This is a genomic window from Alteromonas sp. ABV2_168, assembly GCF_056161165.1.
Window position 1 is genome coordinate 234,532 of record NZ_JBSWYQ010000006.1, and the last position, 25,109, is coordinate 259,640.

The 25,109-nt window shown below is 47.6% G+C and carries 24 protein-coding genes; 11 read left to right on the plus strand and 13 right to left on the minus strand.

Annotation, left to right across the window (positions count from 1 at the left end):
* Window positions 1-121 precede the first annotated feature (121 nt).
* Window positions 122-883: a proteasome-type protease gene (locus tag ACXAH4_RS11510; protein WP_474844454.1), complete on the plus strand. Its 762-nt coding sequence runs from the start codon at window positions 122-124 to the stop codon at window positions 881-883.
* Window positions 884-885: 2 nt separating this feature from the next.
* Here ACXAH4_RS11510 and ACXAH4_RS11515 read toward each other — a convergent pair whose 3' ends face one another.
* From ACXAH4_RS11515 to ACXAH4_RS11525, 3 genes are all read right to left on the minus strand, one after another.
* Complete coding sequence (locus ACXAH4_RS11515) at window positions 886-1,959, minus strand: zinc-binding metallopeptidase family protein (RefSeq protein WP_474844453.1); 1,074 nt, start codon at window positions 1,957-1,959, stop codon at window positions 886-888.
* 94 nt (window positions 1,960-2,053) lie between these two features.
* On the minus strand, window positions 2,054-2,548 hold the full coding sequence (locus ACXAH4_RS11520; protein WP_474844452.1) for a PTS glucose transporter subunit IIA: 495 nt from the start codon (window positions 2,546-2,548) through the stop codon (window positions 2,054-2,056).
* A 12-nt stretch (window positions 2,549-2,560) separates the two neighbouring features.
* Window positions 2,561-2,947, minus strand: coding sequence for an ACT domain-containing protein (locus ACXAH4_RS11525; protein ID WP_474844451.1), 387 nt, complete (start codon window positions 2,945-2,947; stop codon window positions 2,561-2,563).
* Between the two features lie 295 nt (window positions 2,948-3,242).
* Here ACXAH4_RS11525 and ACXAH4_RS11530 point away from each other — a divergent pair, with 295 nt between their 5' ends.
* The 4 genes from ACXAH4_RS11530 (at window position 3,243) to ACXAH4_RS11545 (ending at window position 7,019) form a co-directional block, all read left to right on the plus strand.
* Entirely contained in the window at window positions 3,243-3,617 is a 375-nt protein-coding gene (locus tag ACXAH4_RS11530; RefSeq protein WP_474844450.1) for a VOC family protein, read from the plus strand.
* A gap of 85 nt (window positions 3,618-3,702) precedes the next feature.
* Window positions 3,703-4,785 carry a patatin-like phospholipase family protein gene (locus tag ACXAH4_RS11535; protein WP_474844449.1) on the plus strand — a complete coding sequence of 361 codons (1,083 nt, stop codon included), beginning with the start codon at window positions 3,703-3,705 and terminating at the stop codon, window positions 4,783-4,785.
* 259 nt (window positions 4,786-5,044) lie between these two features.
* Window positions 5,045-6,205 (plus strand): acetyltransferase domain-containing protein, encoded by a 1,161-nt coding sequence (locus ACXAH4_RS11540; RefSeq protein ID WP_474844448.1) that lies wholly within the window; start codon window positions 5,045-5,047, stop codon window positions 6,203-6,205.
* 256 nt (window positions 6,206-6,461) lie between these two features.
* Complete coding sequence (locus tag ACXAH4_RS11545; protein ID WP_474844447.1) at window positions 6,462-7,019, plus strand: YbhB/YbcL family Raf kinase inhibitor-like protein; 558 nt, start codon at window positions 6,462-6,464, stop codon at window positions 7,017-7,019.
* Between the two features lie 47 nt (window positions 7,020-7,066).
* Here ACXAH4_RS11545 and ACXAH4_RS11550 read toward each other — a convergent pair whose 3' ends face one another.
* From ACXAH4_RS11550 to ACXAH4_RS11560, 3 genes are read right to left on the minus strand one after another with little or no spacing between them, the layout of a single operon-like run.
* Complete coding sequence (locus tag ACXAH4_RS11550) at window positions 7,067-8,524, minus strand: NAD-dependent succinate-semialdehyde dehydrogenase (RefSeq protein WP_474881996.1); 1,458 nt, start codon at window positions 8,522-8,524, stop codon at window positions 7,067-7,069.
* A gap of 33 nt (window positions 8,525-8,557) precedes the next feature.
* Window positions 8,558-9,634 carry a tartrate dehydrogenase gene (locus ACXAH4_RS11555; protein ID WP_474881956.1) on the minus strand — a complete coding sequence of 359 codons (1,077 nt, stop codon included), beginning with the start codon at window positions 9,632-9,634 and terminating at the stop codon, window positions 8,558-8,560.
* Window positions 9,634-11,010 carry an aminotransferase class III-fold pyridoxal phosphate-dependent enzyme gene (locus ACXAH4_RS11560; protein ID WP_474881958.1) on the minus strand — a complete coding sequence of 459 codons (1,377 nt, stop codon included), beginning with the start codon at window positions 11,008-11,010 and terminating at the stop codon, window positions 9,634-9,636. The genes ACXAH4_RS11555 and ACXAH4_RS11560 overlap by 1 nt, the downstream gene beginning before the upstream one ends.
* A gap of 501 nt (window positions 11,011-11,511) precedes the next feature.
* On the opposite strand from ACXAH4_RS11560, the gene ACXAH4_RS11565 reads away from it, so the two are divergent.
* The 6 genes from ACXAH4_RS11565 to ACXAH4_RS11590 are packed head-to-tail and all read left to right on the plus strand — an operon-like array spanning window position 11,512 to window position 18,515.
* Entirely contained in the window at window positions 11,512-12,180 is a 669-nt protein-coding gene (locus ACXAH4_RS11565; protein WP_119501693.1) for a haloacid dehalogenase type II, read from the plus strand.
* 3 nt (window positions 12,181-12,183) lie between these two features.
* Complete coding sequence (locus ACXAH4_RS11570) at window positions 12,184-13,458, plus strand: NAD(P)/FAD-dependent oxidoreductase (protein ID WP_474881959.1); 1,275 nt, start codon at window positions 12,184-12,186, stop codon at window positions 13,456-13,458.
* Between the two features lie 39 nt (window positions 13,459-13,497).
* Window positions 13,498-15,093: an ABC transporter substrate-binding protein gene (locus ACXAH4_RS11575; RefSeq protein WP_474881960.1), complete on the plus strand. Its 1,596-nt coding sequence runs from the start codon at window positions 13,498-13,500 to the stop codon at window positions 15,091-15,093.
* Window positions 15,094-15,106: 13 nt separating this feature from the next.
* Window positions 15,107-16,063, plus strand: a complete 957-nt coding sequence (locus ACXAH4_RS11580) for an ABC transporter permease (RefSeq protein WP_474881962.1) — start codon at window positions 15,107-15,109, stop codon at window positions 16,061-16,063.
* Window positions 16,064-16,066: 3 nt separating this feature from the next.
* A complete protein-coding gene (locus tag ACXAH4_RS11585) occupies window positions 16,067-16,894 on the plus strand; it encodes an ABC transporter permease (RefSeq protein WP_474881963.1) in 828 nt (275 codons plus the stop codon).
* 1 nt (window position 16,895) lies between these two features.
* Window positions 16,896-18,515, plus strand: coding sequence for an ABC transporter ATP-binding protein (locus ACXAH4_RS11590; protein ID WP_474881965.1), 1,620 nt, complete (start codon window positions 16,896-16,898; stop codon window positions 18,513-18,515).
* On the opposite strand, the gene ACXAH4_RS11595 is transcribed toward ACXAH4_RS11590, so the two are convergent.
* The 7 genes from ACXAH4_RS11595 to ACXAH4_RS11625 all read right to left on the minus strand — a co-directional run bounded on the left by ACXAH4_RS11595 (window position 18,495) and on the right by ACXAH4_RS11625 (window position 24,776).
* Complete coding sequence (locus ACXAH4_RS11595) at window positions 18,495-18,824, minus strand: TfoX/Sxy family protein (RefSeq protein ID WP_474844439.1); 330 nt, start codon at window positions 18,822-18,824, stop codon at window positions 18,495-18,497. The genes ACXAH4_RS11590 and ACXAH4_RS11595 overlap by 21 nt on opposite strands.
* 12 nt (window positions 18,825-18,836) lie before the next feature.
* The gene (locus ACXAH4_RS11600) at window positions 18,837-20,243 is read right to left on the minus strand and encodes an MATE family efflux transporter (RefSeq protein ID WP_474881967.1); all 1,407 of its coding nucleotides are present in this window, start codon (window positions 20,241-20,243) and stop codon (window positions 18,837-18,839) included.
* Complete coding sequence (locus ACXAH4_RS11605) at window positions 20,227-20,802, minus strand: DUF2239 family protein (RefSeq protein WP_474851234.1); 576 nt, start codon at window positions 20,800-20,802, stop codon at window positions 20,227-20,229. The genes ACXAH4_RS11600 and ACXAH4_RS11605 overlap by 17 nt, the downstream gene beginning before the upstream one ends.
* Before the next feature lie 279 nt (window positions 20,803-21,081).
* Window positions 21,082-22,041, minus strand: coding sequence for a hypothetical protein (locus ACXAH4_RS11610; protein ID WP_474881969.1), 960 nt, complete (start codon window positions 22,039-22,041; stop codon window positions 21,082-21,084).
* Window positions 22,042-22,124: 83 nt separating this feature from the next.
* A complete protein-coding gene (locus ACXAH4_RS11615) occupies window positions 22,125-22,796 on the minus strand; it encodes a methyltransferase domain-containing protein (protein WP_474881971.1) in 672 nt (223 codons plus the stop codon).
* Window positions 22,780-23,478 (minus strand): hypothetical protein, encoded by a 699-nt coding sequence (locus ACXAH4_RS11620; RefSeq protein WP_474881972.1) that lies wholly within the window; start codon window positions 23,476-23,478, stop codon window positions 22,780-22,782. Before ACXAH4_RS11620 ends, ACXAH4_RS11615 begins: the two co-directional genes overlap by 17 nt.
* A 461-nt stretch (window positions 23,479-23,939) precedes the next feature.
* Window positions 23,940-24,776, minus strand: coding sequence for a hypothetical protein (locus tag ACXAH4_RS11625; RefSeq protein ID WP_474881974.1), 837 nt, complete (start codon window positions 24,774-24,776; stop codon window positions 23,940-23,942).
* Window positions 24,777-25,109: the final 333 nt, after the last annotated feature.

Sequence of the window (25,109 nt, forward strand, 5' to 3'; positions counted from 1 at the left end):
CCAAAAATCAATCGCTAATATGTCAATTTAGTGACAAGATTTTGATTGCGTATCTTGCGCCGGGCATGCATGCTTAGCCCCATGCTATATTGTGTTTTATCACTTTTTAGAAAGGTGAATTGTGACTTATTGTCTTGCTATAAAAGTAAACAAAGGACTTGTGTTTGCTTCTGATTCCCGCACCAATGCGGGTGTGGACTACATTGCGACGTACAGCAAAATGTGGCGTTTTTGCTGGCCCGGCGAACGTTCTATTGTGTTACTGACGTCCGGAAGTCTGGCAACGTCTCAGGCGGTGGTGAATGCCATCAAGCGTGATCTGGAAAATCCGGAATCGAAATTTAATCTTCGCGCCGGAAAACATCTTCATGAACTGGCAGACTACGTTGGCAAGCTGAGTCAGGCAGAGCAAAAGCAACATGCCGAAGCCATGGAAAGATCAGGCAGCAGTAATGAGTCTAATTTTATCATTGGCGGTCAAATCGCCGGTCAGCCTCACGAAATTTTTCTGATTTACCCGCAGGGGAATTACATTTCTGCGTCAGACGATACGCCGTACCTGCAAATAGGTGAGAACAAGTATGGCAAGCCCATTCTGGACCGAATTTTATCCGGTGCCACGTCGCTTGAGGATGCTGCCCGCTGTGCCATCGTATCGCTGGATTCCACCATCCGCAGTAATATTTCGGTAGGGCCGCCGGTGGAGCTGGCTATGCTGACAGCAAATCAGGTGGAAGCGCCGTATCATCAAACGTTTACCCTGAACAGCCCCATGTATAAATCCATGCAAAAGCAATGGACTCAGGGGCTGAAGCGCACGTTCAACCGCTTACCCCGTTTTGAATGGGAAAAGAAAGCGGAAACAGGGTCTGCGCAAAAGTAATCTTAAAGCCGCTGATGCAATAAGTCGTGTATGAACGACAACTTCTCAAGCGCCGGGTAGGATATGACAAACGGATACGCGTCATCCTGCCCCATGCTGCGGTTCAGGGCATTTAACACTGTGGTCAGCCTGCACCAGTCTTCAAATATTCGCTGGAAATCCGTTTCACTCGCACGCCGGTAGGTTTCTGCCAGCGGGTTACCCAGGCGGTTCTGCAAAATATTGATGCTGTATTCGGTAGCAGTTTCCAGCGTATCCACAATGTGCAGATAGTGCGCCCAGCTCTCAGCCCAGTCTTCCCAGGGATGCATGCTGGCATAGGCGCTTATCCATGACGACTGCCAGTCCTGAACCGGCCCGTTGGCGTAATAGATCTGCATTGATTTGGTGTAATCCTGTCGTTCATCGCCGAACAGGCTTCTGAATTTTTCCAGATGAGGGGAGTTCTGGATCAGTGTATCCCAATAATAATGCCCGGACTCATGACGGAAATGACCGATAAGTGTCCGGTAGCGCTCATTCATCTGTTCACGCATTTTAAGACGTGAAGCGTCTTCAGCCTCTTTCAGGTTTAAGGTGATAACGCCGTTACAATGCCCGGTGATGACCGTTGATTTTACTGTGAGCTCTTCGCCATATTCGTCTTCCTCCGTTTCATCCTCAAGAAAGCGGAAGCGAAGTTCGTTTGCGTTTTCCACACCGTGTTTCCAAACGTCCAGCCCCAGTTTACTTAAGGTGTAAATTAACTGGCGCTTGGCCTGCTCCATACGGAACCATAATGACAGGTTGTCCGGCTTGGAGAGATCCGGAATGGTCTCAGTTAACCGGCAGGACTCGCACAGCGAATGGTCCTCTTCTGCGGGAATCAGCCAGTTACATACCTGATACTCACTGAAGTTGGTACAGGGACGGTACGCTTTACCGTTAAGACAACTTATCCAGTGACCGTTGTCATCAATTTCACAGGCAGATAACGTCATTTCCTGACTGATGAAGCCCACCGGCCGCTGGCAGGACAAACAAGTTGAGTTGGCGAAATACAGAGTGTTGCCACATTCGCACTGGTAGTTCTTCACGGTTAAACCTGACTAAACGAGCTGTATAAAATGTATAGCATGTTTACGCGAATAAAGATTGCGCGGCTATGAAATAAATCCTGTTTGAGACAGATTAAATGTAAACGTAGATCAACGGGTCTTCAGGGGCCATGAACTGACGGTTATGACTGTGCACGACGGCTTTACATTTTTCACCGTTCATCACACAGCACACACCGTTAAGCGGCAGGCTCTGTTGCTTGAGCCACTGCGGTTGAAAAGACATCAGCGGTTGTCCGGCTTTGACTTTCTCACCGGCTTTTACCAGACGCATGCAACGCTCGCCCATCAGAGAGTGTCCTGCCGGCAGGAGGTTAATGTGCAGTCTGAGGCCGTGACGGGTTTTAATGATAACCGCATAGCCGGTTTCGGGAATACTTTCTATCAGGCAGTCTGCCGGTGCGTACAAAGTATGCCCGGCGTAGGTAAATGCCAGTGCCGGGCCCCACATACCGGCAGCATAAAGCGGTGCATTAATTGACGCTAACTCTGTACGGGTGCCGTTAAGCGGCGCACGCAAAATAATTTCGCGGTTGAACGAGGCCGGTTTTTCTGAAGTAAAATTCATGCAGGGAAGCCGCTATTGTCCGACGATGGTGTAGCCATCCTCCTGCAATGCAGTAATGGCGTCATTCAGTTTGTCCGCTTTGACCAGAAAAAAATCTGTGTCGAATGTAGAGACAATAAACATACTGACTTTGGCTTTTGCCAGCACTGTCCCCAGGTTCGCCATGATCCCTACCATAGACAATTCAAGGGGGCCTAACAATTCAAGCGCCCGCCAGCCTTTATCAGATTCCAGTGACACAAGATTAACAGAGGAAGGTACGACAACCGACAAGGTATCTTCCGTCTTGCCAATGAAAAATAAATCACTGTTCAATACCGGAGCCGGAATGGCGGAGTTAGGATCGAAGGCATGGATAGTAAATTCACCGTCAATGACGGCTAACGTCTGCTTTTTCATTATCTGATGTCGTCCGGAACATGTCATATTATTAAATCATCATACTTGAATAACTTCTACGTGTTATCCACTTTATCTGTGGATAAGTTTGTTGAGTAGTATGTGTGTGAAATGTAACTCCATGAAATTGTTTAATAAAAAATACTGGTTAAACAATGGTCAGTGGATAACTATTGCCATAGTTCAAGCATTTTCCACAAGCTGTGTCTACCTTTGTGTGAAAAAAATATTGGAAAAAACTGGGTTTTCTTTAAGCTGTGTGTATTGACACTTCATATTTAGTCTGGAGCAAATCATGAGCGACTCAGCAGGTGACTGGCGGGATTTAACAGTAGCAGATGCAGTGGAAACCAGCACCTTTTATGAAAAGGTACTGGGATGGCAAAAAGAACCTCTGGACATGGGCGGCTACAATGACTTTGTTATGAAAGATGCAGACGGACAGGTAAAAGGTGGCATTTGTCACCGGAGAGGCCCGAATCAGGATGTGCCTGCAGGTTGGATCCCGTATTTTACCACCGGTGAGTTTGATGAAGCCTTATCGCAGGTTACGGCATGTGGCGGGGAGCAACTGACTGCCGTGAGAACACACGGTACGGCAAGGTTTGTGTATATTAAAGATCCCTCCGGCGCCTGTTTTGCACTTTACAGCGATGGCAGCGGGTCGTAATTCAGCAAAGGATTTTGCGGTCATGACATGACCGCCATCAACTGCTAAAGTACTCACAAATAAAAAGAAGTGAAGGGATAACACGTTGACTGCGCCACTGAATATTTACGCTGGCCCGGGCGCACTGGCCACATTAAAAGAGCACGGTTTCTATCCGCTGCTGTTCAATTACTTCCTCGGCGCGTCCGGCGGACCCAAATGGTTCGTGCTGGCGGGTCTGGATCGGGTGCTGTTTCCGGAATGGTTCGATGAACGGGGAGGGCAGGTGCAGGTGATTGGCTCATCTGCCGGGGCATTCAGAGCCGCATGTGCCGTTCAGAGAGACCCATTGGCGGCCATCAACCGGCTGGCACACCATTATTCACACACTGTGTATTCTGCCAAACCGTCAGCAAATGAAATTACCGTAAAAGCCCGTGAACTTATCAGCCATGTGCTGGGTGAAGAGGGTATTGACGATATTCTGCTGAACCATCGTTTTAAGGCGCATATTTTCGCCGTACGTTGCCACCGTGCTATGGCATCGCGGGGGCGCATTACCCAGTTCCATGGCCTTGCCATGAGTGCAGCTGCCAATGCTGTTTCAAGACGTGGTCTTAACCGCTTTTATACCCGCCATATTTTTTCGGCACCGGACAGCGATTTTACTATTCACGATCCGTACAACCTGAACACTGAACGGACAGAACTGAGTATTGTGAATACCCGGGATGCGTTACTGGCATCCGGTTCTATTCCTCTGGTACTGGAAGGGGTAGAGAAAATCGTTGATGCACCTGAAGGGGTGTACAGGGACGGCGGTATCACCGACTATCATTTTGACTTGTCTTTCGGTCCCCGTGAAGGGCTGGTGCTTTATCCGCATTTTTATGACAAGCCTGTTCCGGGCTGGTTTGATAAAGGCCTGAAAAGACGGGTACCACACCGCAGCAGTTACGATAACGTGGTGATGCTTGTACCGTCGGCAGAATTTGTTTCATCTTTACCTTACGGCAAAATCCCTGACAGAAAAGATTTCGATGCCCTTGATCCCCAAACCCGCATAAAATACTGGCAAACCGTGCTTAGAGAGACCGACAGGCTGGGCGAGTATTTTATGGATATTACTGCCAGCGGAAAAATCATGGATGAAATTAAGCCACTGCCTTTTCCAATGCTGAGCGACTAACAAAAGTTAACACAGAAAGCCCGTTTTTCATTTACAGGAGCGGGCTGCTCTTCTCTCTTTGGTTCTTCATCTTCCTGCTCCCGGCTGGCAGATCTTTTCATGACTTAGCACGGCTTCAGCAAGATATGCCAAAAAGCTCCGGCGCAGTCAAAAACACCTGTCGACCATAATTTATCTATGGCAGTCTTGCCTGAAACAACGAATGAAATGATTGAAGTGTCTCTGCTGCAATCATTTTCTGAGCATGAGAACGATAAAAATGACAACAATGCAAACTTCTGCGGCGAACCATGCAAAACGTATCGCGTCTATTGATATCCTCCGGGGGCTGGTGATGCTCTTTATGCTGGTGGACCATGTTCGCGAACGGTATTTCTATCATCAGCAGGTTGGTGATCCCATGGACGTGGACATTACCAGCCCGCAATTATTTTTCACCCGGATGAGTGCCCATTTCTGTGCACCGGTATTTGTATTTCTGACCGGGTTGTCTGCGTGGTTATACTCCCACCCTGCGAACAAGCCTGCACGCTCTGCAACACCGTTCTTATTTAAACGGGGTTTGTTCATTATTTTCATTGAGATTGCAGTGATCAACTGGCTGTGGATGGGCACCTACGACACATTGTGGTTGCAGGTAATGTGGGCAATTGGCGTGAGTATGGTTGTACTTTCTGTGCTGTGTCATTTACCGGCAAAACTGATTCTGGCACTGGGGCTGTTGATTGTATGTGGTCATAACTTGTTATCACCAATCAGCTTTGCGCCGGGGGAAACCGGCTACACCCTGTGGGCTATTTTACATGACCGCGGCTTTATATTTACCTCCGAAACCCTCCGTATTAAAGCGTCTTATCCTGTGCTGCCGTGGATAGGTGTGATACTACTGGGTTACAGCATGGGGCCGGTATTTTCGCGCAATGTTGCCTCGCCGCAGCGTAAAAGAGTATTGCTGGGTCTGGCTTTATCCATGTGGGGAGTACTACTGGTCCTGAGGGGCTTCAATATTTACGGAGAAGACATGCCATGGGAAACACAGGCAACAGCCATTCAGACCGCGATGGATTTCATTAATTTTACCAAATATCCGCCATCTCTGGATTTCGTGTTACTCACCCTGGGCGGGGCATTTTTAGTGCTGTTTGCTTTGGATACAGTGAACAATAAATTCACACAAATCATTGAGTCATTTGGCTCAGCACCCATGTTTTTCTATATCGTGCATCTATTTGTGCTGCTGGTCAGTTACAACCTTGTACTTGATCTCGCCGGACCGAACTACGATGACTTGTTTGCCTTCGATTATATCTGGCAGGTATGGCTGGTTGCGGCGTTGATGGCAGTGGGGTTGTATTTCCCCACAAAAGCATTTTCTCGCTTTAAACACAACAGTACGAACCCGCTGGTTAAATATTTCTGATGTAGTAAGCGCCTTATTTCCCCTGCGTTTTTGCGCAGGGGAATTACACAAAACCAATGTTCTCTTTCCTGCCTCAAAAGCTGAAACAGTATTCATCTGAGTGAAAAATCAGTTGTCAGCGCCGGTCCTTCCGTTAGTATAAATTTAATGCTGAATTAAGCTGCAAGATGCCACAAAGCAAAGTATCAGATAGCTGAAATTGCTTATGTTCAGCTACAACCGGCACTCCCACACCTATAAAGATAAGGAACAGATCATGACGTTGAAAACGGTTGCAGGTATTGCCTGCTTTGTCGGGCTGTCATTCACCTCTGCAGTAACCGCTGCCAGTTTCACCATAACCAGTGAAGACATGGCAGCCGGGGAACCCATGTCCAAAGAGCAGGAATTCAAAGGTTTCGGTTGTGACGGAGATAATTTGTCACCTCAGCTTTCGTGGCAGGGCGCACCGGAGGGAACAAACTTCTTCGCACTCTTTGTATACGATCCGGATGCACCTACCGGAAGTGGCTGGTGGCACTGGCAGGTAGTCAACATTCCGGCCAGTACCAGTGAATTACCCACCGGCGCGGGCAGTGCCGGCAGTATGGTATTACCGGAAGGCAGTATGCAGATAGTGAATGATTTCGGTTATGCCGGTTTTGGCGGCGCGTGTCCGCCTGAAGGTCATAAAGCGCACCGCTATCAGTTCACGGTATTCGCATTGCCGGAAAAATTGTCCCTGCCGGACAATCCATCAGGCGCACTGACAGGTTACATGGTGAACATGAATGCATTAGGGAAAGCCACTCTGGAAGTGACTTATCAGCGCTGAATGAAGAAATTATCAGCGCCGGAATGAGCAGGAAGGGAAAGCGGGTGTTAAAACCCGCCTTCACAGAAGTAAGCAATATATAAGAAGTCATCCAGGCCGTAGTGTGAGCCTTCACGGCCATAGCCTGATGCTTTGATGCCGCCAAAAGGTGCCTGTTCGCTGGCAACCGCACCTTCGTTTACGCCAATCACACCCGCCTGCAGAGCACCTTTTAACCGGTGAATCCGGTAGTGGTCACGGGTGTAGAAATATGCCGCCAGGCCATATTCGGTATTGTTAGCTTCTTCAATGGCTTCGCTTTCTGACTGAAAGCGGAACAGGGGAAGCACCGGACCGAATGTTTCTTCAGTGAACAGGCGCATGGCATTGTTAGCATCGGCAATGACGGTGGGTTCGACGAACAGGGTGTCGTCAGGCGCTTTATTCCCGCACAGTACAACGCCGCCTTGTTCCACCGCGTCAGCAATATGGGCGTTAATTTTGTCTACAGCCTTTTGATTTATCATCGGGCCGATGCGGGTATCTTCGTCCAGAGGTGAACCCACTTTTAACGCCGCGACTTTGTCCGTCAGCCGGCTGGCAAATTCATCATAAATACTGTCTTCTACATAAATGCGGTTAGGACATACACAAGTCTGCCCGCCATTTCTGAGTTTAGCAGCCATTAAGCCTTCAACCGCCGCGTCTAAATCTGCATCAGCGAACACAATAAAGGGCGCATTGCCGCCTAATTCTAAAGACAGCTTTTTCAGCGTACTGGCACAGCGCTCCGCCAGATAGCGGCCTACCTGCGTTGAGCCTGTAAAGCTGAGCTTTTTCACTAACGGATCTTTAAGCCAGGCATCAACGGCAATGGCCGTTTGTTCACGACTGGCAGTGACCACATTCACCACACCCGGCGGGAAGCCTGCCATATCGATAAGTTTTGCCATCATCAGTGCCGTCAGCGGGGTATCTTCCGCCGGTTTAACCACTACCGTACAGCCGGCCGCCAGTGCCGGCGCAATTTTCCGGGCCAGCATGGCAAACGGGAAATTCCATGGTGTGATAACTGCAACAACGCCCACCGGCCGCTTTTCAACAGTCTGCATTTTGCCGCTGCCGGTTTCAGGTAAAATATCGCCCCGAAGCTGCATGATTTGCTGAGAAAACCATTTTACGTAAGAAGCGCCATAGGCTACTTCGCCTTTTGCTTCCGCCAGCGGCTTACCCTGTTCTGTGGTCATGGTAAGTGCAAGATCGTCAATATTTTCGTTGATGACAGCGTACCATTTCTCCAGCAGTGTGGCCCGTTCACGGTGACTGGTTTTACTCCAGCTCTGAAATGCTTTTTGTGCAGAGCGGGCAGCATGGGCGGCATCAATGGCGTCACTGTCGGGCGCACTGGCAATCCGTTCACTTGTGGCCGGATTGATAACCGGATACGTCATCCCGGAAATCGCATTCTGCCACTTTCCGTTAATGTAGTTTTGCGTGCTGAGTAGTGTCTGATCTTTCAGCGTCATTCCTGTTTCTGTCGTCACGTTGCTGTTAAACCCTTAAAGGTGAGAAAGAATGGTGTCACCCATGGACTGTGTGCTGGCATTGCCGCCCAGATCCGGAGTGGTAATGTCGCCTTTTAAAGCGGTCTCTATGGCTTTGATGATAGCATCGTGGGCCTCTGCACCGGAGCCTGAATCTTCAGTAAGGAACTTCAGCATCAATGCGCCAGACCAGATCATACCAATGGGATTGGCGATGTTTTTACCGTAAATATCCGGCGCCGAACCGTGTACCGGCTCGAACAGGGATGGGAATTTTCTTTCAGGGTTTAAATTCGCAGAAGGTGCCAGACCAATGGTGCCGGTACATGCAGGACCCAGGTCAGATAAAATATCACCAAACAGGTTGGAGGCAACCACCACATCAAACCGCTCCGGATTCATGACAAAACGGGCCGACAGAATATCGATGTGTTGTTTGTCCCACTGAATGTCGCTGTAGTCTTGACTGATGGCTTCGGCGCGGGAATCCCACCAGGGCATACTGATGGCCATACCGTTACTTTTCGTGGCCACTGTCAGTTTCTTCGCATCACGTTGACGCGCGGTTTCAAACGCATATCTTAAAACGCGGTCGGTACCGTGACGACTGAACACTGATTGCTGCAATACCACTTCACGCTCTGTGCCTTCATACATAATACCGCCAATGGATGAATACTCGCCTTCAGTATTCTCCCGTACAACCACAAAGTCGATGTCATCAGCACGGGGTGTCGACAGAGCACATTTGACCCCTTCGAAAGTACGTACCGGGCGCATGTTGATGTACTGATCGAATTCACGGCGGAAAGTCAGAATGGAGCCCCACAGTGAAATATGATCAGGCACAGACGCCGGCCAGCCAACGGCACCAAAATAAATGGCATCCATGTCTGACACTAACTCTTTCCAGTTTTCCGGCATCATACGGCCATATTCGGCGTAGTAGTCGCAATCACCCCATTTGAATTCCTGGAAGTTAAGAGGGATGCCGAATTTCTTTGCAGCCGCTTTAACAATTTTCAGCCCTTCAGGCATGACTTCTTTTCCGATGCCATCACCGGCAATTACTGCAATATTAAACGGTTTCATTAGCGGGCCATTTCCTTCTTAACCATATCTAAAGACAACACTTCATCGAGGGTTTTCTGTAACAGGTCAAAGAGTTCATCAAAATCTTCTTTGCTGTAACAGAGCGCCGGGGCAAAGCCGAGAATATTGTCGCCAAATGCACGGAAAATAAGTTTGTTCTTCCAGGCAATATTAGCAATGACCTCATGCAAGCCCAGTTCTGCCGGAAATTGACGTTTCGTGGATTTATCTGCTACCAGTTCTACAGCAGCCAGCAAGCCCTGATTTCGTACATCGCCCACAAGAGGATGGCTGAGTACCGATTGTAATTTGTCTTCGAAATACGGCGTTATGGCCTGCGCATGCTCCAGCAGGCCTTCTTCGTAAATGCTGATCACTTCCAGTGCCACAGCGGCACTGACCGGGTGGGCTGAATATGTCTGGCCGTGGCCGACTACCGCTGAACGGTGCGGGCCGTCGGCGATGCCTTTGAATATTTCATCTGACATCATCACGGCACCCATCGGCACGTAGCCTGATGTTAAACCCTTTGCCATGGTCATCATGTCGGGTTGGATATTTTCATGCTCACAGGCAAACATTTTTCCCGTGCGACCAAAACCGGTGATGACTTCATCGACCACAAATAAAATACCCAGTGACTTACACGCTTTGGCAATGGCGGTTAACCAGCCTTTCGGAGGCACGATTACGCCACCGGAACCCACAACCGGTTCACAGAAAAACGCAGCCACATTGTCTGCGCCCAGTGCTGCAACTTTATCTGTCAGTTCCTGTACGGACGCGTCGATGAGCGCCTGTTCGGTGTCGAAGTCGCTACGGTAAAAATAAGGGCAGGCAATATGATGGTGTGTTGGCAACGGCACATCGAAGTTAGCATGAAAAGCCGGCAAGCCGGTTACCCCTGCGCCCACAGACGAAGAACCGTGGTAGCCCCGTTTCAGCGCAATAATGTGTTTTTTCTGAGGTTTGCCAATAGCATTGTAGTAATAGGTAATGTAACGCAGCGCGGCATCTACAGCGTCAGAACCACCCAGAGAGAAATACACATGCTGTAATGAGTCCGGTGTAATGGATACCAGTTTTTCTGCCAGTTTGATTGCCGGCTCGCTGCCGAATCCGAAATAGCCTGTGGCATACGGAAGTAACGACATTTGTTTGCTGGCCACATCGACAATACGTTGTTCCCCGAAACCTACATTCACACACCATAAGCCTGCAAATGCATCCAGATAGGTTTCTCCCTCGCTGTCGGTCACCCGGGGGCCTTTGCCGGATTGTAAAATTTTGACACCTTTTTGCTGGTGACCACGGAAATCAGATACCGGATGGATCAGGTACTGGCTGTCCAGTTCTTTCAGGGCAGAGGTTTGCATGATGACATTCCATATTTGTATTTTTTAAGCGAAGTGTGTGCGCCGCTTAATGTTTATGATTCTTTAAGACATCTGCGTGATTTATCCGGCGAGAAAAAAGACGGAGGTAAAGAAACGCAGAGCAAATTCAGCTTGATAATAGTAGCGCTGCACCAGTTCGTTTATCTTTCGAACGATTTGAGATAAAGGTGTGGAAATATTGTTTTTGTCAGCTTCTCAGCAAAATATGCTGCGATTAATACGGCATGATGATTAAGCAAGAGTGATGCGACAGCAGCATTGTTTTAAGCCGTGGCACTGTACAAGTGACGTCACGGGAAACGGGCCATTTTCAGGCGTTCTGGCCGGTGGAAAAGTAAATGAGACGATGCGGCATACTCTGCTGATTGTACAAACAAAACAGACGCATCATCCCGTGGTAACATTTCATTTTGGTATTTTTATACCGTCACCACGTGGTGTAATAGATTCGACATAAAAATTACATAGCTGGAACCAACAATGAGTGCATTTAAACCTAAATATATTTCTTTCGACTGCTACGGCACCCTGATTTACTTTGAAATGGCGCCCATTGCGCAGCGACTGTTTGCAGACCGGATCACACCGGAGCAAATGCCTCAGTTCGTAAAAGACTTTTCAGCCTACCGTTTAGATGAAGTGCTCGGCGCGTGGAAGCCTTATTCTGAAGTGGTCCGCAATGCTGTTACCCGTTTATGTAAGAAATGGGGCATTGAGTATCGCGATGAAGACAGCGTAACAATTTACAAGGCTGTGCCAACGTGGGGACCACACCCTGATGTGGTTGAACCGTTAAAAAAGGTGGCTGCTGAGATCCCGCTGGTCATTTTATCCAACGCGGCAAACGAGCAAATCAATTCTAATGTGGCCAATCTTGAAGCGCCTTTTCACGCTGTGTATACCGCAGAACAAGCGCAGGCTTATAAGCCCCGCTTGCAAGCCTTCGAATACATGATTGATAACCTGGGCTGTAATCCGGAAGACATTCTTCATGTTTCATCCAGCTTCCGTTATGACCTGATGTCAGCGCATGATATCGGCATTAAAAATAAAGTATGGGTAAACCGTGGACATGAGCCGGCTAACCCGTTCTATGGCTACACCGAAATTAAAGACATCAGCGGACTACCCGGCGTAGTCGGACTGTAAAACATGAAAAATACGTCGTACTGGTTAGATACAGCCCCCACGCTTTCACTACCGGAAAGTCCGGCCAATGCCACAGTTGATACCGTGGTGATTGGCGGCGGCTTTACCGGCTTGTCCACTGCGCTGGCTTTAGCAAAACGGGGCGCAGCGGTGGCTCTGGTTGAAGCAGGCACTATCGGTTCGGAAGCATCCGGCCGCAATGGCGGGCAGTGTAATAACGGTACGGCGCAGGATTATGCCGGGCTTGTCGCAACATACGGCGAAGAAAAAGCCCGTGCGTTCTATACGTTTTATAATGATGCTGTTGGATCTGTTACCCGCATTGTGCAAGAACATCAGATTGCCTGTGATTTCAGAGTGGCCGGAAAAATTAAACTGGCTGCTAAACCTGAACATATGGAAAAGTTGGAAAATACACATGCTGCTCTGATCCAGTCAGTCGATCCTGATGCGAAATTACTGGATAAATCCGCGCTGGAAAAAGAAATCGTCTCCGGTTCGTTTTACGGCGGATTGCTGACACCCAATGGTGTGCAACTGCATGTGGGCAAACTGGTCACGGGCCTTGCTCAGGCTTGTGTGCAGGCAGGCGCCATGCTGTTTCAGCATCAGCCTGTCATGCAGGTCCGTAAGCTGAATAATCAGTCATGGCAGGTGACTACGCCGGTGCAAACACTACAGGCAAAGCAGGTTGTTGTTGCCACCGGCGGCAGTGGCCCCGGTCCGTTTAGCTGGTTTCGCCGCCGTATTGTGCCGGTGGGCAGTTTTGCTGTTGCCACTGCACCGTTGTCAGACGAAATGGTGGCTGAATTGTTCCCCGGCAACCGTTCCTACGTGACAAGCAAAAATATCGGCAATTATTTCCGTTTAACGCCGGATCAGCGCTTGCTGTTCGGTGGCCGCGCCAGATTTGCCGTATCCAACCCGAAATCAGATGCCAAAAGCGGTGTGATATTGCGCCAGTCTCTGGATGACATGTTCCCGCAGCTTGCCAGCACAAAAATTGATTATTGCTGGGGCGGAACGGTGGACATGAGCGCAGACCGCTTACCGAAAGTCGGACAGCACGATGGCCTTTTTTATGCCATGGGTTACAGCGGTCATGGCGTTCAGATGGCTGTGCACATGGGTGAAACCATGGCGGATTTAGTGGAAGGCAAACCCTCGCACTGTCCCTGGATTTCCAACGACTGGCCAGCGGTGCCACTGCACTTTGGAAAGCCCTGGTTTTTGCCTTTTGTCGGCTTGTATTACCAGCTTCAGGATAAACTTCATTAAGCGTAGAACGTTACGTGTCATGACGGAAGGTGTTACAACATGAAAGAACGACGTTCTCTGCATTCTGTGTCGCAACACGACAGAAGAAAATTATTAAAAGGGCTGGGCGCTGCGGGTGTAGCTGCGGCCAGCGGGCTGATTTTACCTCAGCATGTTCTGGCTGCGATGGTCGGAACCCCGGCAACGGACAAGCCCGTTTATGGTGGCCGGATCCGTGTGGCCGGTATGTCTATTTCCACAAAAGATACCTTAGATCCCGCAAAAGCCTCGTTAGGGACCGACTACGCCAGAATTTATATGCTTTACAGCGGATTGACGCAGTTTAACCGCGACCTGGGAACGGATCTGGCGCTGGCTGAAAAGATGGAGAGTGAGGACCAGCAGCACTGGTTTATCACTTTGCGTGATGGTGTTACTTTCCACAACGGTAAGTCACTGACATCAGACGATGTAGTGTATTCATTACTGCGTCATAAAGACCCGGCAGTGACGTCCAGAGCTGCGGCAATTGCTCAGCAATTTGACTCTGTTAAAGCGACAGGCAGGCTTACACTGTCGCTGACTCTTAAGTCGCCTAATGCCGATTTACCGGTCATTCTGGCATCATCAAATTTCTGTATTGTTGCAAATGGCACCACAGATTTCAGCCGGGAAGCAAATGGCACAGGTCCCTACAAGCTTAAAGAGTTCTCCCCGGGCACACGTACTGTGGGAGAAAAGAACCGCAATTTCTGGAAACCCGGCAAGCCTTATCTGGATGAAATTGAACTGGTAGGAATTGCAGACGAATCGTCCCGTGTGAATGCGCTGCTATCAGGTGATGTACAAATGAGCATTGCCCTTAATCCGCGATCAACCAAACGGGTCAAAGCATCTGGCACCTGCGACATTATGCAGACTGAATCTGGCCTGTACACAAATCTTATTATGCGCCAGGACGCTTATCCTACAAATAATCCGGACTTTGTTCTGGCAGTGAAGTACATGATGAACCGGCCTCTGGTGCAACGGGCATTGTTCCGGGGATATGCCACCATTGCAAACGATCATCCTGTTCCGCCTTCGCACAAATATTACAACGCAGATTTGCCTCAACGGCCCTACGATATTGACCGTGCAAAGTATCATTTGAAAAAAGCCGGTATGAGCGGAGCGCGTTTCCCTGTCTTTGCCAGTCCTGCTGCAGAAGGTTCGGTAGATATGGCCGCACTTCTGCAATTGTCCGGTATTGAATGCGATTACCATTTTGGGATTAACCGTGTGCCGGCAGATGGTTACTGGTCAAATCACTGGATGAAACACCCTATGGGCTTCGGCAATATCAATCCGAGGCCGTCGCTGGATGAACTGTTCACATTGTTTTATAAGTCTGATGCTCCGTGGAATGAATCAGGATGGAAGAACGCGCAATTCGACCAGCTTTTACTGGCTGCAAGAGGCGAGGGGGACGAAGTTAAGCGCAAACAAATGTATGGCGATATGCAGGCGCTTATCAGTGAGCATTGTGGTGTGAGTATTCCGGTCTTCATTAACATTATTGACGGATACGACAAGCGGATCAAAGGCTTTTATCCCATCCCTACCGGCGGGTTTATGGGGTACACCTTTGCCGAGCATATCTGGCTGGACGCCTGACGGGAGTATCACGGTGAACATTTTAATACCAATAATTATAAAACGATTAGGCACAGCGGTAATAACACTGCTGCTGGTATCTGCTGTGGTCTTCAGTATTTCAAATCTGCTTCCCGGTGACGCTGCACAGGAAATGCTGGGGCAGAGCGCCACGCCTGAGGCTGTCGCTGAACTCCGGGAAGCATACGGGTTGAACGATCCGCCTTTAACCCGTTACGGCAAGTGGTTATGGGGGCTTGTTCAGGGTGATGCCGGTGTCTCTCTGGCAAATGCGCAACCTGTTTCTTCTCTGATTAATGAGCGGCTATCCAAGTCTTTGTTGCTTGCGGCGTTTACCACAGTTGTCGCCGTCCCTTTTGCCATGGTCCTTGGTATATCTGCGGCGATGTACAGCGGCTCCCGGATTGACCGCGCTATAAATCTTTTCACGTTGTCTATGGTCGCGGTACCTGAATTTCTGCTCGCAACGATATTCGTGCTGATTTTTGCAGTCGAGCTTAACTGGTTACCGTCACTGTCTTACATAGCCGGTGATGCAGGTTTATACGATTATTTCCGTGCCTTTGCGATGCCGGTATTAACCTTGTGTATCGTACTGTCTGCGCAAATGGCCCGTTTAACCCGTGCGGCAGTCGTTGAACAATTATCTCAGCCCTACGTTGAGATGGCCCTGCTAAAAGGGTCCACACTTTCCCGGGCTGTGCTGCGTCATGCACTTCCTAACGCTATAGGCCCCATTGTTAATGCGGTCGCCCTCAGTTTGTCCTATTTGCTGGGCGGCGTGGTGATTGTTGAAGTGATCTTTAACTATCCGGGGCTGGCCAGTTTGATGGTCGATGCGGTTACAAACCGGGATATGCCATTGCTTCAGGCTTGTGCCATGTTGTTCTGTCTCGGGTATCTGTTGCTGGTGTTGATTGCTGATCTGGCCGCCATTGTGGCAAACCCCAAACTGCGTAAAGGAGGCTGAGCCATGCTCTCAACGATAAAGAATCTGCCGTTATCGGGTAAAATTGGCGCAGCCATTGTGAGTTTCTGGATATTTATTGCCGTATTTGGTCCTTTACTCTCGCCACACAGTGCAAAAGAAATTGTAGCCTGGGATGTATTTGAGCCCATTGGCGGTGAATACCTGTTAGGCACTGATTACATCGGACGTGATGTGCTCAGTCGTTTGATGGACGGTGCACGTTTTACCGTTTTTATTCCGTTACTCGCTGCTGCACTGGCATGTTCTGCAGGCACGCTCATTGCGCTGTACGCATCTGTCAGTCATCAACGTGTCGATGAGTTGATAAGCCGTTTTATGGATGCACTTATTTCTATTCCAAGTAAGATTTTTGCTCTGGTGATGATTGCTGCATTCGGCTCATCAATCCCTATTTTATTAGCCATCACTGCAGTCAGTTATATGCCGGGCGCGTTTCGTATTGCCAGAGCGTTAGCAGTTAATGTTGCCAATATGGATTTTGTTACGGTTGCCAGAACGCGGGGTGAGGGTAAGCTTTACCTCGCGGTAAAGGAAATTTTGCCTAATATTCTGCATCCCATGCTGGCTGATTTTGGTTTACGTTTTGTGTTTGTCGTGTTGTTGCTGAGTAGCCTGAGTTTTCTGGGGCTGGGTGTACAACCGCCTCAGGCAGATTTAGGTTCGCTGGTCAGAGAAAACATTTCTGGTCTGGCCGAATGGGCGCCGGCGGTAATTATACCGGCGCTGGCGATTGCCACTATCACGATTGCGGTGAACCTGCTTATCGACAGTTTCCGTGGCAGTGCCACCTATTCCGCAGGAGATAAATAATATGTCATCTCATGTTTCGGTTAATAAACTCGAAGTCTCCGCGGGGAAGGGCGACAGCAAAAAAGTTATCGTAAAAGACGTCAGCTTTACCTTAAAGCGCGGAGAAGTGCTGGCCCTTATCGGTGAATCCGGCTCGGGCAAAACAACCATCGCCATGTCGTTACTGGGCTATGCCCGGCCGGGTTGTTATATCACTGGTGGTGAAGTCGCGGTGGGCGGGCAGAGTATGCTTGGTTTGAGCGATACTATGCTGGCGTCATTACGGGGCCGGAAAGTGGCATACGTTGCACAAAGTGCGGCTGCAGCGTTTAACCCCTCCCGGAAAATCATGGAGCAGGTGATAGAAGGGGCGTTAATTCACGGCGTAATGAGCCGGTCTGAAGCACAGAAAAAAGCCACAGAGCTGTTCAGGCAGTTGTCGTTACCTCATTACGATTCTATCGGAAACCGTTATCCCCACGAGGTATCCGGCGGTCAGTTGCAACGGTTGATGGCCGCGATGGCCCTTATCTGCGATCCTGAACTGGTTATCTTTGACGAGCCGACTACTGCACTGGATGTCACCACTCAGGTAGATGTGCTCAAAGCGTTTAAAGCGGCGGTGAAAGCCAGGAATACCACGGCTGTGTATGTATCCCATGATTTGGCTGTGGTTGCCCAGATGGCCGATCAGATCCTTGTTCTGCAACACGGCAAAACGGTGGAGCACAACACCACTACTGAAATCTTAAATCACGCAGCAGAGCCCTACACCCGTCAGTTGCTGGCTGCAGTGTCTCACGGTGCGTCCGGATTAAACCGGCCAACGGCAAAAACAGTCCTTGAGGTCAGCAATATAGTTGCTGGCTACGGTAAAATTACCGCAGCAGGTTTACCGCAAATTCCTGTGTTGCATGACGTGTCTATTAAAGTGGAAAAGGGCAAAACCGTCGGCATTATCGGTGAGTCCGGTTCCGGAAAATCAACGTTCGCACGTGTCATCGCAGGTTTAATTCCCGCGGCGAAAGGCTATATGCTGCTGGATGGAAAAGAGCTGCCAGCGTCTATTTCGTCCCGCAGCAAAAGTGAATGTCAGCGCGTGCAGATGGTGTTCCAGAATGCGGATACGGCGCTGAATCCGGCGCAGAAAGTCGGGGATATTATTGGCAGGCCATTAGCTTTCTTCCATGGCATGAAAGGGGAGCAGAAGCGTGCCCGTGTGGCAGAGCTGTTAGCGCTGGTGCAATTACCCGCTGAACTGGCTGAGCGTAAATGCGGCGCGCTGTCCGGCGGGCAAAAACAACGTATCAACCTGGCCCGTGCACTGGCTGCGGAACCGTCGGTAATTTTATGTGACGAGGTGACATCAGCGCTGGATACTGTTGTTGCCGCAGCCATTTTAGAACTGCTGAAAGATCTGCAGACGAAGTTGAATATAGCCATAGTGTTTATCAGTCACGATATACCTACTGTACGCACTTTGTGTGACGATGTGCTGGTTCTCTATAAAGGCAATGCGGTGGAATACGCGAGCGGTGAAGCGGTAAGTACTGCGCCTTCCCACGATTACACGAAGAAACTGGTGGCCAGTGTTCCCACGTTAGATCCGGGCTGGCTGGACTCAAGACCGCCTGCTGCGTAAGGCGCTGGAAAAGGCCAGCTGTGCCCACAGAGCGGCATCGTCGGGATCATCATAAATACAATCAGGTGCACTGTAGTATTGCAGTGCAACCTGTTTGCCTTGCCTGCTGTAAGTAAACGGCTCACACCCTTCATGAATAAATTGCTGGCTGGTCTCCTTGTCCGCTTTCAGGTAGAGCAAATCATCAATGACGATGGCAAACATGAGGCCATTGTGAAACAGGCCGGTGCCGCCAAACATCCGCCGTGTTGTTACCGGTTGCAGCGTTGAAAATACATCATGCAGGCTATCAATAAATTCTGAGGTCATAACGTTCTGTTTCTATTTTCCAGTCTGTGGCTCAGCTTGACGCTCAGCATACAGCAAACCAAAGCGGTGATTGCCCTTAGCTGCACGGTGATACAAAATACCTGCGGTAAGCATCAGCCCGAGAAATTCAGCTGCCGGGCCGGCATACCAGATTCCCCATTCTCCCCACATAAGCGGCAACACAAAAATTAACGGCAGGGCAAACAGGTACGTTTTGGCAATCGTTAATATTCCTGCCCGTCTGGCATCACCAATACTCTGAAAGTAGAAGCTTATCAGCATTAAGGGGCCTGTCAGGAATAAGGCGAGACTGACGACAGGCAGTAACCTGGCTATCTCATTTGTGACGGCGGGATCGTCCACAAACAAGTGACCAACGTCAGCCCGCAGCCACCATAATAACCCTTCGGTGACCACGCCATAAAACAGCGCAACGCCGACAGCGATGCACAAGCTGCGATTAGATCGCTGATATTGCTGCGCGCCCACGTTATTGCCCACAATACTCTGCATTGCGAGGCCAAGCCCCAGCAGTGGTAAGTACACGAAGGTCAGAACCCGTGTGATCACACCATAAGCACTTACCGTTACTTCGTAGTTGTCCGGCAGCCATTGTTGCAGGCTAAATAAAATAGCCCCGGAAGTCAGTGCCACGCCTACGTAGGTCAGACTGGATGGTGCGCCCAGAGACAAAAACTCACGCCATCTGTTACGTACACCTGTGATGGCGAACAGCGGCAGACCGGTGCGGTTTTTATGGCTGCGGCGAAATGCCCACACAGCACATAACGCAATCATTTGTGAGGCTACCGTGCCGTAAGAAGACCCTGCCACACCCATTTCCAACAGTGCAATAAAAACGTAATTCATCAAGCCGTTACCCACCGTTGTTATCAGCGAAACCAGTGCGATAAAGCCGATGTGACCTTCACTGCGCAAGCTGTCTGAAGCGATGGCCAGCCATAAAAATAACGGAGCACCATACATAATGATGCCCATATAGGTAAAGCTGGTAGCTGCCTGCGCTGGATTATCGTTGTTACTGGCCAGCGCCAGTGACTGACCTGACAGGCTGAATACGATCATCAGCAGAACACTTATCACAAGTGCCAGCGTAAGTGCCTGCGCATAGGCATTACGGGCTTTATCATACCGGTTTGCTCCCAGCAGGCGGGCCATTACACTGGCGAATCCGCTGGCAATCCAGGTGGACAGGGCAATCAGAACCATAAATAACGGAAACATCGCCGTGACCGCTGCCAACGCATCCGACCCCACGAATACACCAATAAAGTAAGCGTCTACCAGGTTCAGCGAGCCGCTTACTACCATCATCAGAATGATGGGCAGTGCAGTTTTTAAAAATACCCGTGTAAGGGGCGGGGTGACATACGGGTTGTGACTAGTTTGTTCCGTCATTTGTATCTTTACCTGTAGCGTGCAAGCCTGTGAACTTGTCCTTGTATATAGCCTGCAGCGCCTGAGGCCAGTTTGCTATTGCCTGCGTGAAAGCTGTTTCATCCAGCCGGTACAGTGCTCTTGAAGCCGCTTCAAAACCGGCTTCATCTTCAAATACCCGCATCATATTGTAGAGCTGATCCTGCTTAATGCGACGTGCCTGCTCAGGTGTCATCTGAGCCATGGCTGCGTCGATAAGCTTGCGTAACGTCGTCGATGCGCCGCCACGCTGTAACGACAGCCACTCCCAGTGTTCAGGTAACAGCGTCACTTCTTTTGATTTCACGCCAAGCTTAGGGCGGCCCCGCTTTTTAACCTGCGGCATCAGTGAAGCAGGCAAACGGCTGATAACCTCTTCAGCATCGCCCCGCCATTCGATATCGGTGCGCTTGCCATCATCTAACTTAAATAAATAAGGCTCAGCGTCTGGAAACTGCTTCACTGCTTCACGAATCACCGCCGGCAATTCACCCTGCGCAATGAGAGTTTTGTTATGGATTGCGATGTAGATGTCACCCACAGATTTGTACCCTTTATTTTTATCAGGGTAAAAATAACAGGTGTTTGGAATTTGATCAATATTGTCGGGGTAAAAATGGGTTAGGGGGTGTTTTAAATTGTTTTTGCTCATGAAGTGGACTGGCTAGTTCAAGCTGGGAGTCCGGAATGAGCGAAAAGCGGACATCAGATGCGAATACGATTTTCGTCCGCAAAAGACAAACGACGGACATTCAATGCCCCAACCAACGGCAATAACACGTAGGCTATAATACTGCACGAAGTGACGGGAGCCAACGTGTTAGCTAAAGAAATCCTGCTGTGAATCTTTAAGAGCTTTCGTATGTCGATATCTAATGCCCTGTTTAGTTTTATGCACATCATCGCCTTCAATAACTTCTACAACAGTTGTGACGGCATAGCCCGTCACCTTAACCTCACCAATTTCGTCTATTTCTCTGGATTTTCTCAATACACATCTGATACATGAACCATGTTTAAATGCAATATTTTCAAGTAGAACATCTTCTTTAAAATCTGCGTCATTCATATCGAATGAAATCACAGCATCCTCGTAGACTCCCTTCCATTTAAACCGGCCTTCTTTAAGTACTGGAGAGATAATTTCAATGACTGCATTTTCATCAACTTCTGCACGAAGTGTATTGGAGTGAATAATGAACTTAGTGAAACTTTCCCTCAATATCTGGCGCTCATCACTAAAAAAATCACCGCTATCTGAATCTGAGAGTGTAAACCCCACCTTGTCTATCGTATGCTCGTTTGAAAGTAAGCTGTAAAGATTTGACCTTCTTTTCACTACTTTGAGATTTTTATCTATTACCTTTGCAGCTTTATTTATTATATTTTTGTCGACTTCTGAAACTGCCTTTTCTTCGAGTTCAAGTTTAAGCTTTTCTATATTTAACTTTTTCTCTTCAATAGTAAGCTTCTTTATCTCTTTTTCTAAAGCTTCCATCTCTGGATCTGTTGTAGGGACTCGAGAAAGAACTATCGTGGCGATTACTAGTAAGATTGTGATCTGGTTATTATTTTTACCCATTGCTTTCCAAAAGTCCCTAAATCCGCCTTCGCTGGGGATGCTAGAATATAAGGAAGCATCAATGGATAAAATTGAGGCGGCTTCATTGAGGATTGCTAATACTTCACCTTCACACCTATTTCGCAATGATGCATCTATTAAGTGTGAATCGTTATTGAAGTAATAATGGAGCTCGAATAAATTTGCTGTACTACTCATTGAAATTCCTTTTTCATGATTTAAACAGACTAAACCAAGTACAAAAACTTCTCAAGGATCTAACGCCGCCAGCAGAGGCGCAGCTATGCTGCGTCCTTTTGGCTGGCTTTGTTAGCATTTTTGGTCAAGTATGCGAAGGTTCGATCCCCTCTTACAAAAGTATCTGTAGTAAATCCGTGCTTTCTAGAAAGGTTTTCAATAGTCGGTTTATCGATAATTCCGTAGTATGAAGAACCCCGTTTGGCTTTATACAAATATCCATGTAGGTGCGGTCTACCCATTTTGAATTTTTTAAAATAGCTGCTACGATGCTGGTTTACAATCAAGGCTTTCCCCGAATCAGATAGCAGTCTATAAATAATTGACATTGTGGTGTTTAGAGTTTGCTCACAAGGAATCGCGGAAAGAACGTTTGAGCAAAAAATAAAGTCAAATTGAGCGTTTAATTCTTGAATGTCTTCAATAGCAACACATCTGCTTAAAGGATAGTTCTTTGCTACATACTTCAGAACAGAACAGCTAATACCTTTTATCACCTGTATTCGCTCTAGTTGAACCCTTGAGTCAGCAAAGCAAATACTTTGAGATATTTCACAAAGATGATCGCTGTAGCGCAACTTTCCGCAACCCAAGTCCAGTATTGGTCCAGATACAGTTATCTTTTCAAGCTCTTCTAAAACCTGTCTTGAGCTTTGCGTATGAGGTTTCGCAGCATTATGGCTTTGAATACTATGCCCTTTAATTTCGTAGTGCATCAAACTGTTCCTTTATCTCTCTTTTTCTAGGCGCAGAATCTAGAATTACTTCTACCTCTTGAGTTGTGTATTTTGAACATGATCCTTGGAGCACCTTCGAAAAAACAACGAGGCCCAGCCCAAAGTAGAAAACAACCAAGGCATATTCAAAAGCTTCCAAATACAAAAGAATGCAGAAAACACAGAACACGATGAATGAGGATTCAATAATCATCCAGTACCAGGTCAGCTGATCTAGAACCATTTCTATTAAATGTTTATCAACAACGGGGTTTTCATCTCGACTCGAAGCATACTTATAGAAAATCTTGGACATCAATCGACCTCGATTTGACATTACCGTCTTCTTGTCTAGATCGGATTCGACAGCATCTTTAATTGGTTTTAGAACGTACTCCCAGTCATAAAATGCACGAAGCCGAAAAACATGAGAGATCCTGTCATGCAACTTTATGATCCGAAATAAAACTGCCAAAACTAGCGGGGGAACAAGAAACCCTATGGGTATTTTGAAACCTGAAATCGAGATGTCGAGAGAGAAGCTAGATACAATTTCATTTAGGGAGATAGATTGAGTAGTAATAAAATAAAGCGCAATTAACCCCACAAAGAAGTTTGCTGTCGCCAGTTTATTCAACATCGCTCCATACGTGTTTACTGTATTAAAAAAACTTGTGGGCACTCGACCTCCTTTTCGTAATGCAAACAATTTTATAGTGCGCATTTTGCGCATATTTCTACAACACAGTTGCTCACTTTTCTGATTAATATATTTTTATCAAACTAGCTAACCTTTTGCTACCTAGGAAAATATTTGAAAGTGAATACAGTGATCTAAGGAGAAAAATGCGCAAATTGCTCATTTATCTGAATATAGGAGAGTTTCGTTGATTCTGGATATAAAAACAGTATCAAAAGAAGAATATTCAACGTTCTTACTTCGCTCATTGCACAAGTTGGCTCTGCTTAATGCCTACGTCAGCTATACGTACGTTTCAGCCCGACAGAGTCACTGGCTCAAATAGACAAGAAGCGGCCGTATAACACCCTTATTAGGCGCTGAACTAGACTGAGGAAAGTTAAGTGCTGAGCGTCGCTACCCAAATATTTTCGCCCCCTACGCTGTAAGTAACAAACAGATTGTTAGTTACATTCTTTATTGCGATGCTTATCTATCTTCGCTTTAGTAACCTTTATCTCTTCCTTTCTATCGTCAGAGGAGAATGAGTTTATATTTATACGTTTGGAGCTTATACCACCTTGAGCGCTTTGGAATATTTCTCGAATCTTCTTCGTTTCTTGATACAAATTATAGGCTGGATCTCCTCCTCCTATTTCTGCAATTCCTTTAAATTCGGAGAAATCAACAATTGAAACCGAGTCGTATGCATTTCCCTCGGAATCCTCATATTTTATCGTAACCTGAATTTTTATATCATACGTATCATCTTCCATTTTTTCGGCTAGATCTAAAAAACTGAATATAAAGCTAGATCTCTGCTTATTAGCTCCAAGGGCACGCATACCGTTCTTTAAGATATTCAAAGAATTGAACTTTTTAACGACAGATTTTTCGTTTTCAGAAAGAAGCGAGCCATTATCTCCACAAAATGAAAAGGAAATATTTTTAGCTTCTCCTTTACCATTATTCTCAATATGGATATTAATAAATTGAAAGGAGGCGGAAGCCGAAAGTAAATAAAATTCTAAGTTAGGACGAATTGACTCTTTTCTTAATTCATCAATTTGCTTGTCTTGAGCAAGCCTTAAATGCCATGTTTCCTTAGCGAGTACGAAGGTTAATATAGCGATAAAGACAGTCGATATGGCACTAATCCATGAGGACATAGTATCAGTGGAGAGACTTACACTTCCGTTAACGTTTATGCCGAAAACAAGTCCGATAATGAAGATTACTGGAGCAATAAGTAATCCTATTAATGCGAATAATACCCACTTCGGTTTATCATTATTTGTCATTTTATACATCCTTGTGAGCCAAGTAACAGCTTATTTTTGAGACTCAATAGTAACACTCGTTTACAGTAAACATACATATTCTATTCTTTAATGAGAAAGAAACATGCAACGCCCGCTTTACGTACAAAGCAGCCATCAAGACATAAAGTACCAGATGACCGGTCCTGACCAATAGCACGACTTATGACAATCTGATATTCATGTCTTTTTCATTAAACAGCCTGGTCAACTCATATGCGATTCCCATCTAAATCTTCCATGCGAAATTCAGTCATGTTGTAAAATGTTTCATCTAAATCAGGAACGTCCAGGCCGTTTGCTTTTGCGTGGCAG

Coding starts and splice junctions, on each gene's coding strand:
- ACXAH4_RS11520 (WP_474844452.1), bottom strand. CDS start 2,548: ATGAATTTTACTTCAGAAAAACCGGCCTCGTTCAACCGCGAAATTATT.
- ACXAH4_RS11525 (WP_474844451.1), bottom strand. CDS start 2,947: ATGAAAAAGCAGACGTTAGCCGTCATTGACGGTGAATTTACTATCCAT.
- ACXAH4_RS11530 (WP_474844450.1), top strand. CDS start 3,243: ATGAGCGACTCAGCAGGTGACTGGCGGGATTTAACAGTAGCAGATGCA.
- ACXAH4_RS11540 (WP_474844448.1), top strand. CDS start 5,045: ATGACAACAATGCAAACTTCTGCGGCGAACCATGCAAAACGTATCGCG.
- ACXAH4_RS11545 (WP_474844447.1), top strand. CDS start 6,462: ATGACGTTGAAAACGGTTGCAGGTATTGCCTGCTTTGTCGGGCTGTCA.
- ACXAH4_RS11550 (WP_474881996.1), bottom strand. CDS start 8,524: ATGACGCTGAAAGATCAGACACTACTCAGCACGCAAAACTACATTAAC.
- ACXAH4_RS11555 (WP_474881956.1), bottom strand. CDS start 9,634: ATGAAACCGTTTAATATTGCAGTAATTGCCGGTGATGGCATCGGAAAA.
- ACXAH4_RS11560 (WP_474881958.1), bottom strand. CDS start 11,010: ATGCAAACCTCTGCCCTGAAAGAACTGGACAGCCAGTACCTGATCCAT.
- ACXAH4_RS11565 (WP_119501693.1), top strand. CDS start 11,512: ATGAGTGCATTTAAACCTAAATATATTTCTTTCGACTGCTACGGCACC.
- ACXAH4_RS11570 (WP_474881959.1), top strand. CDS start 12,184: ATGAAAAATACGTCGTACTGGTTAGATACAGCCCCCACGCTTTCACTA.
- ACXAH4_RS11575 (WP_474881960.1), top strand. CDS start 13,498: ATGAAAGAACGACGTTCTCTGCATTCTGTGTCGCAACACGACAGAAGA.
- ACXAH4_RS11585 (WP_474881963.1), top strand. CDS start 16,067: ATGCTCTCAACGATAAAGAATCTGCCGTTATCGGGTAAAATTGGCGCA.
- ACXAH4_RS11590 (WP_474881965.1), top strand. CDS start 16,896: ATGTCATCTCATGTTTCGGTTAATAAACTCGAAGTCTCCGCGGGGAAG.
- ACXAH4_RS11595 (WP_474844439.1), bottom strand. CDS start 18,824: ATGACCTCAGAATTTATTGATAGCCTGCATGATGTATTTTCAACGCTG.
- ACXAH4_RS11600 (WP_474881967.1), bottom strand. CDS start 20,243: ATGACGGAACAAACTAGTCACAACCCGTATGTCACCCCGCCCCTTACA.
- ACXAH4_RS11610 (WP_474881969.1), bottom strand. CDS start 22,041: ATGAGTAGTACAGCAAATTTATTCGAGCTCCATTATTACTTCAATAAC.
- ACXAH4_RS11615 (WP_474881971.1), bottom strand. CDS start 22,796: ATGCACTACGAAATTAAAGGGCATAGTATTCAAAGCCATAATGCTGCG.
- ACXAH4_RS11625 (WP_474881974.1), bottom strand. CDS start 24,776: ATGACAAATAATGATAAACCGAAGTGGGTATTATTCGCATTAATAGGA.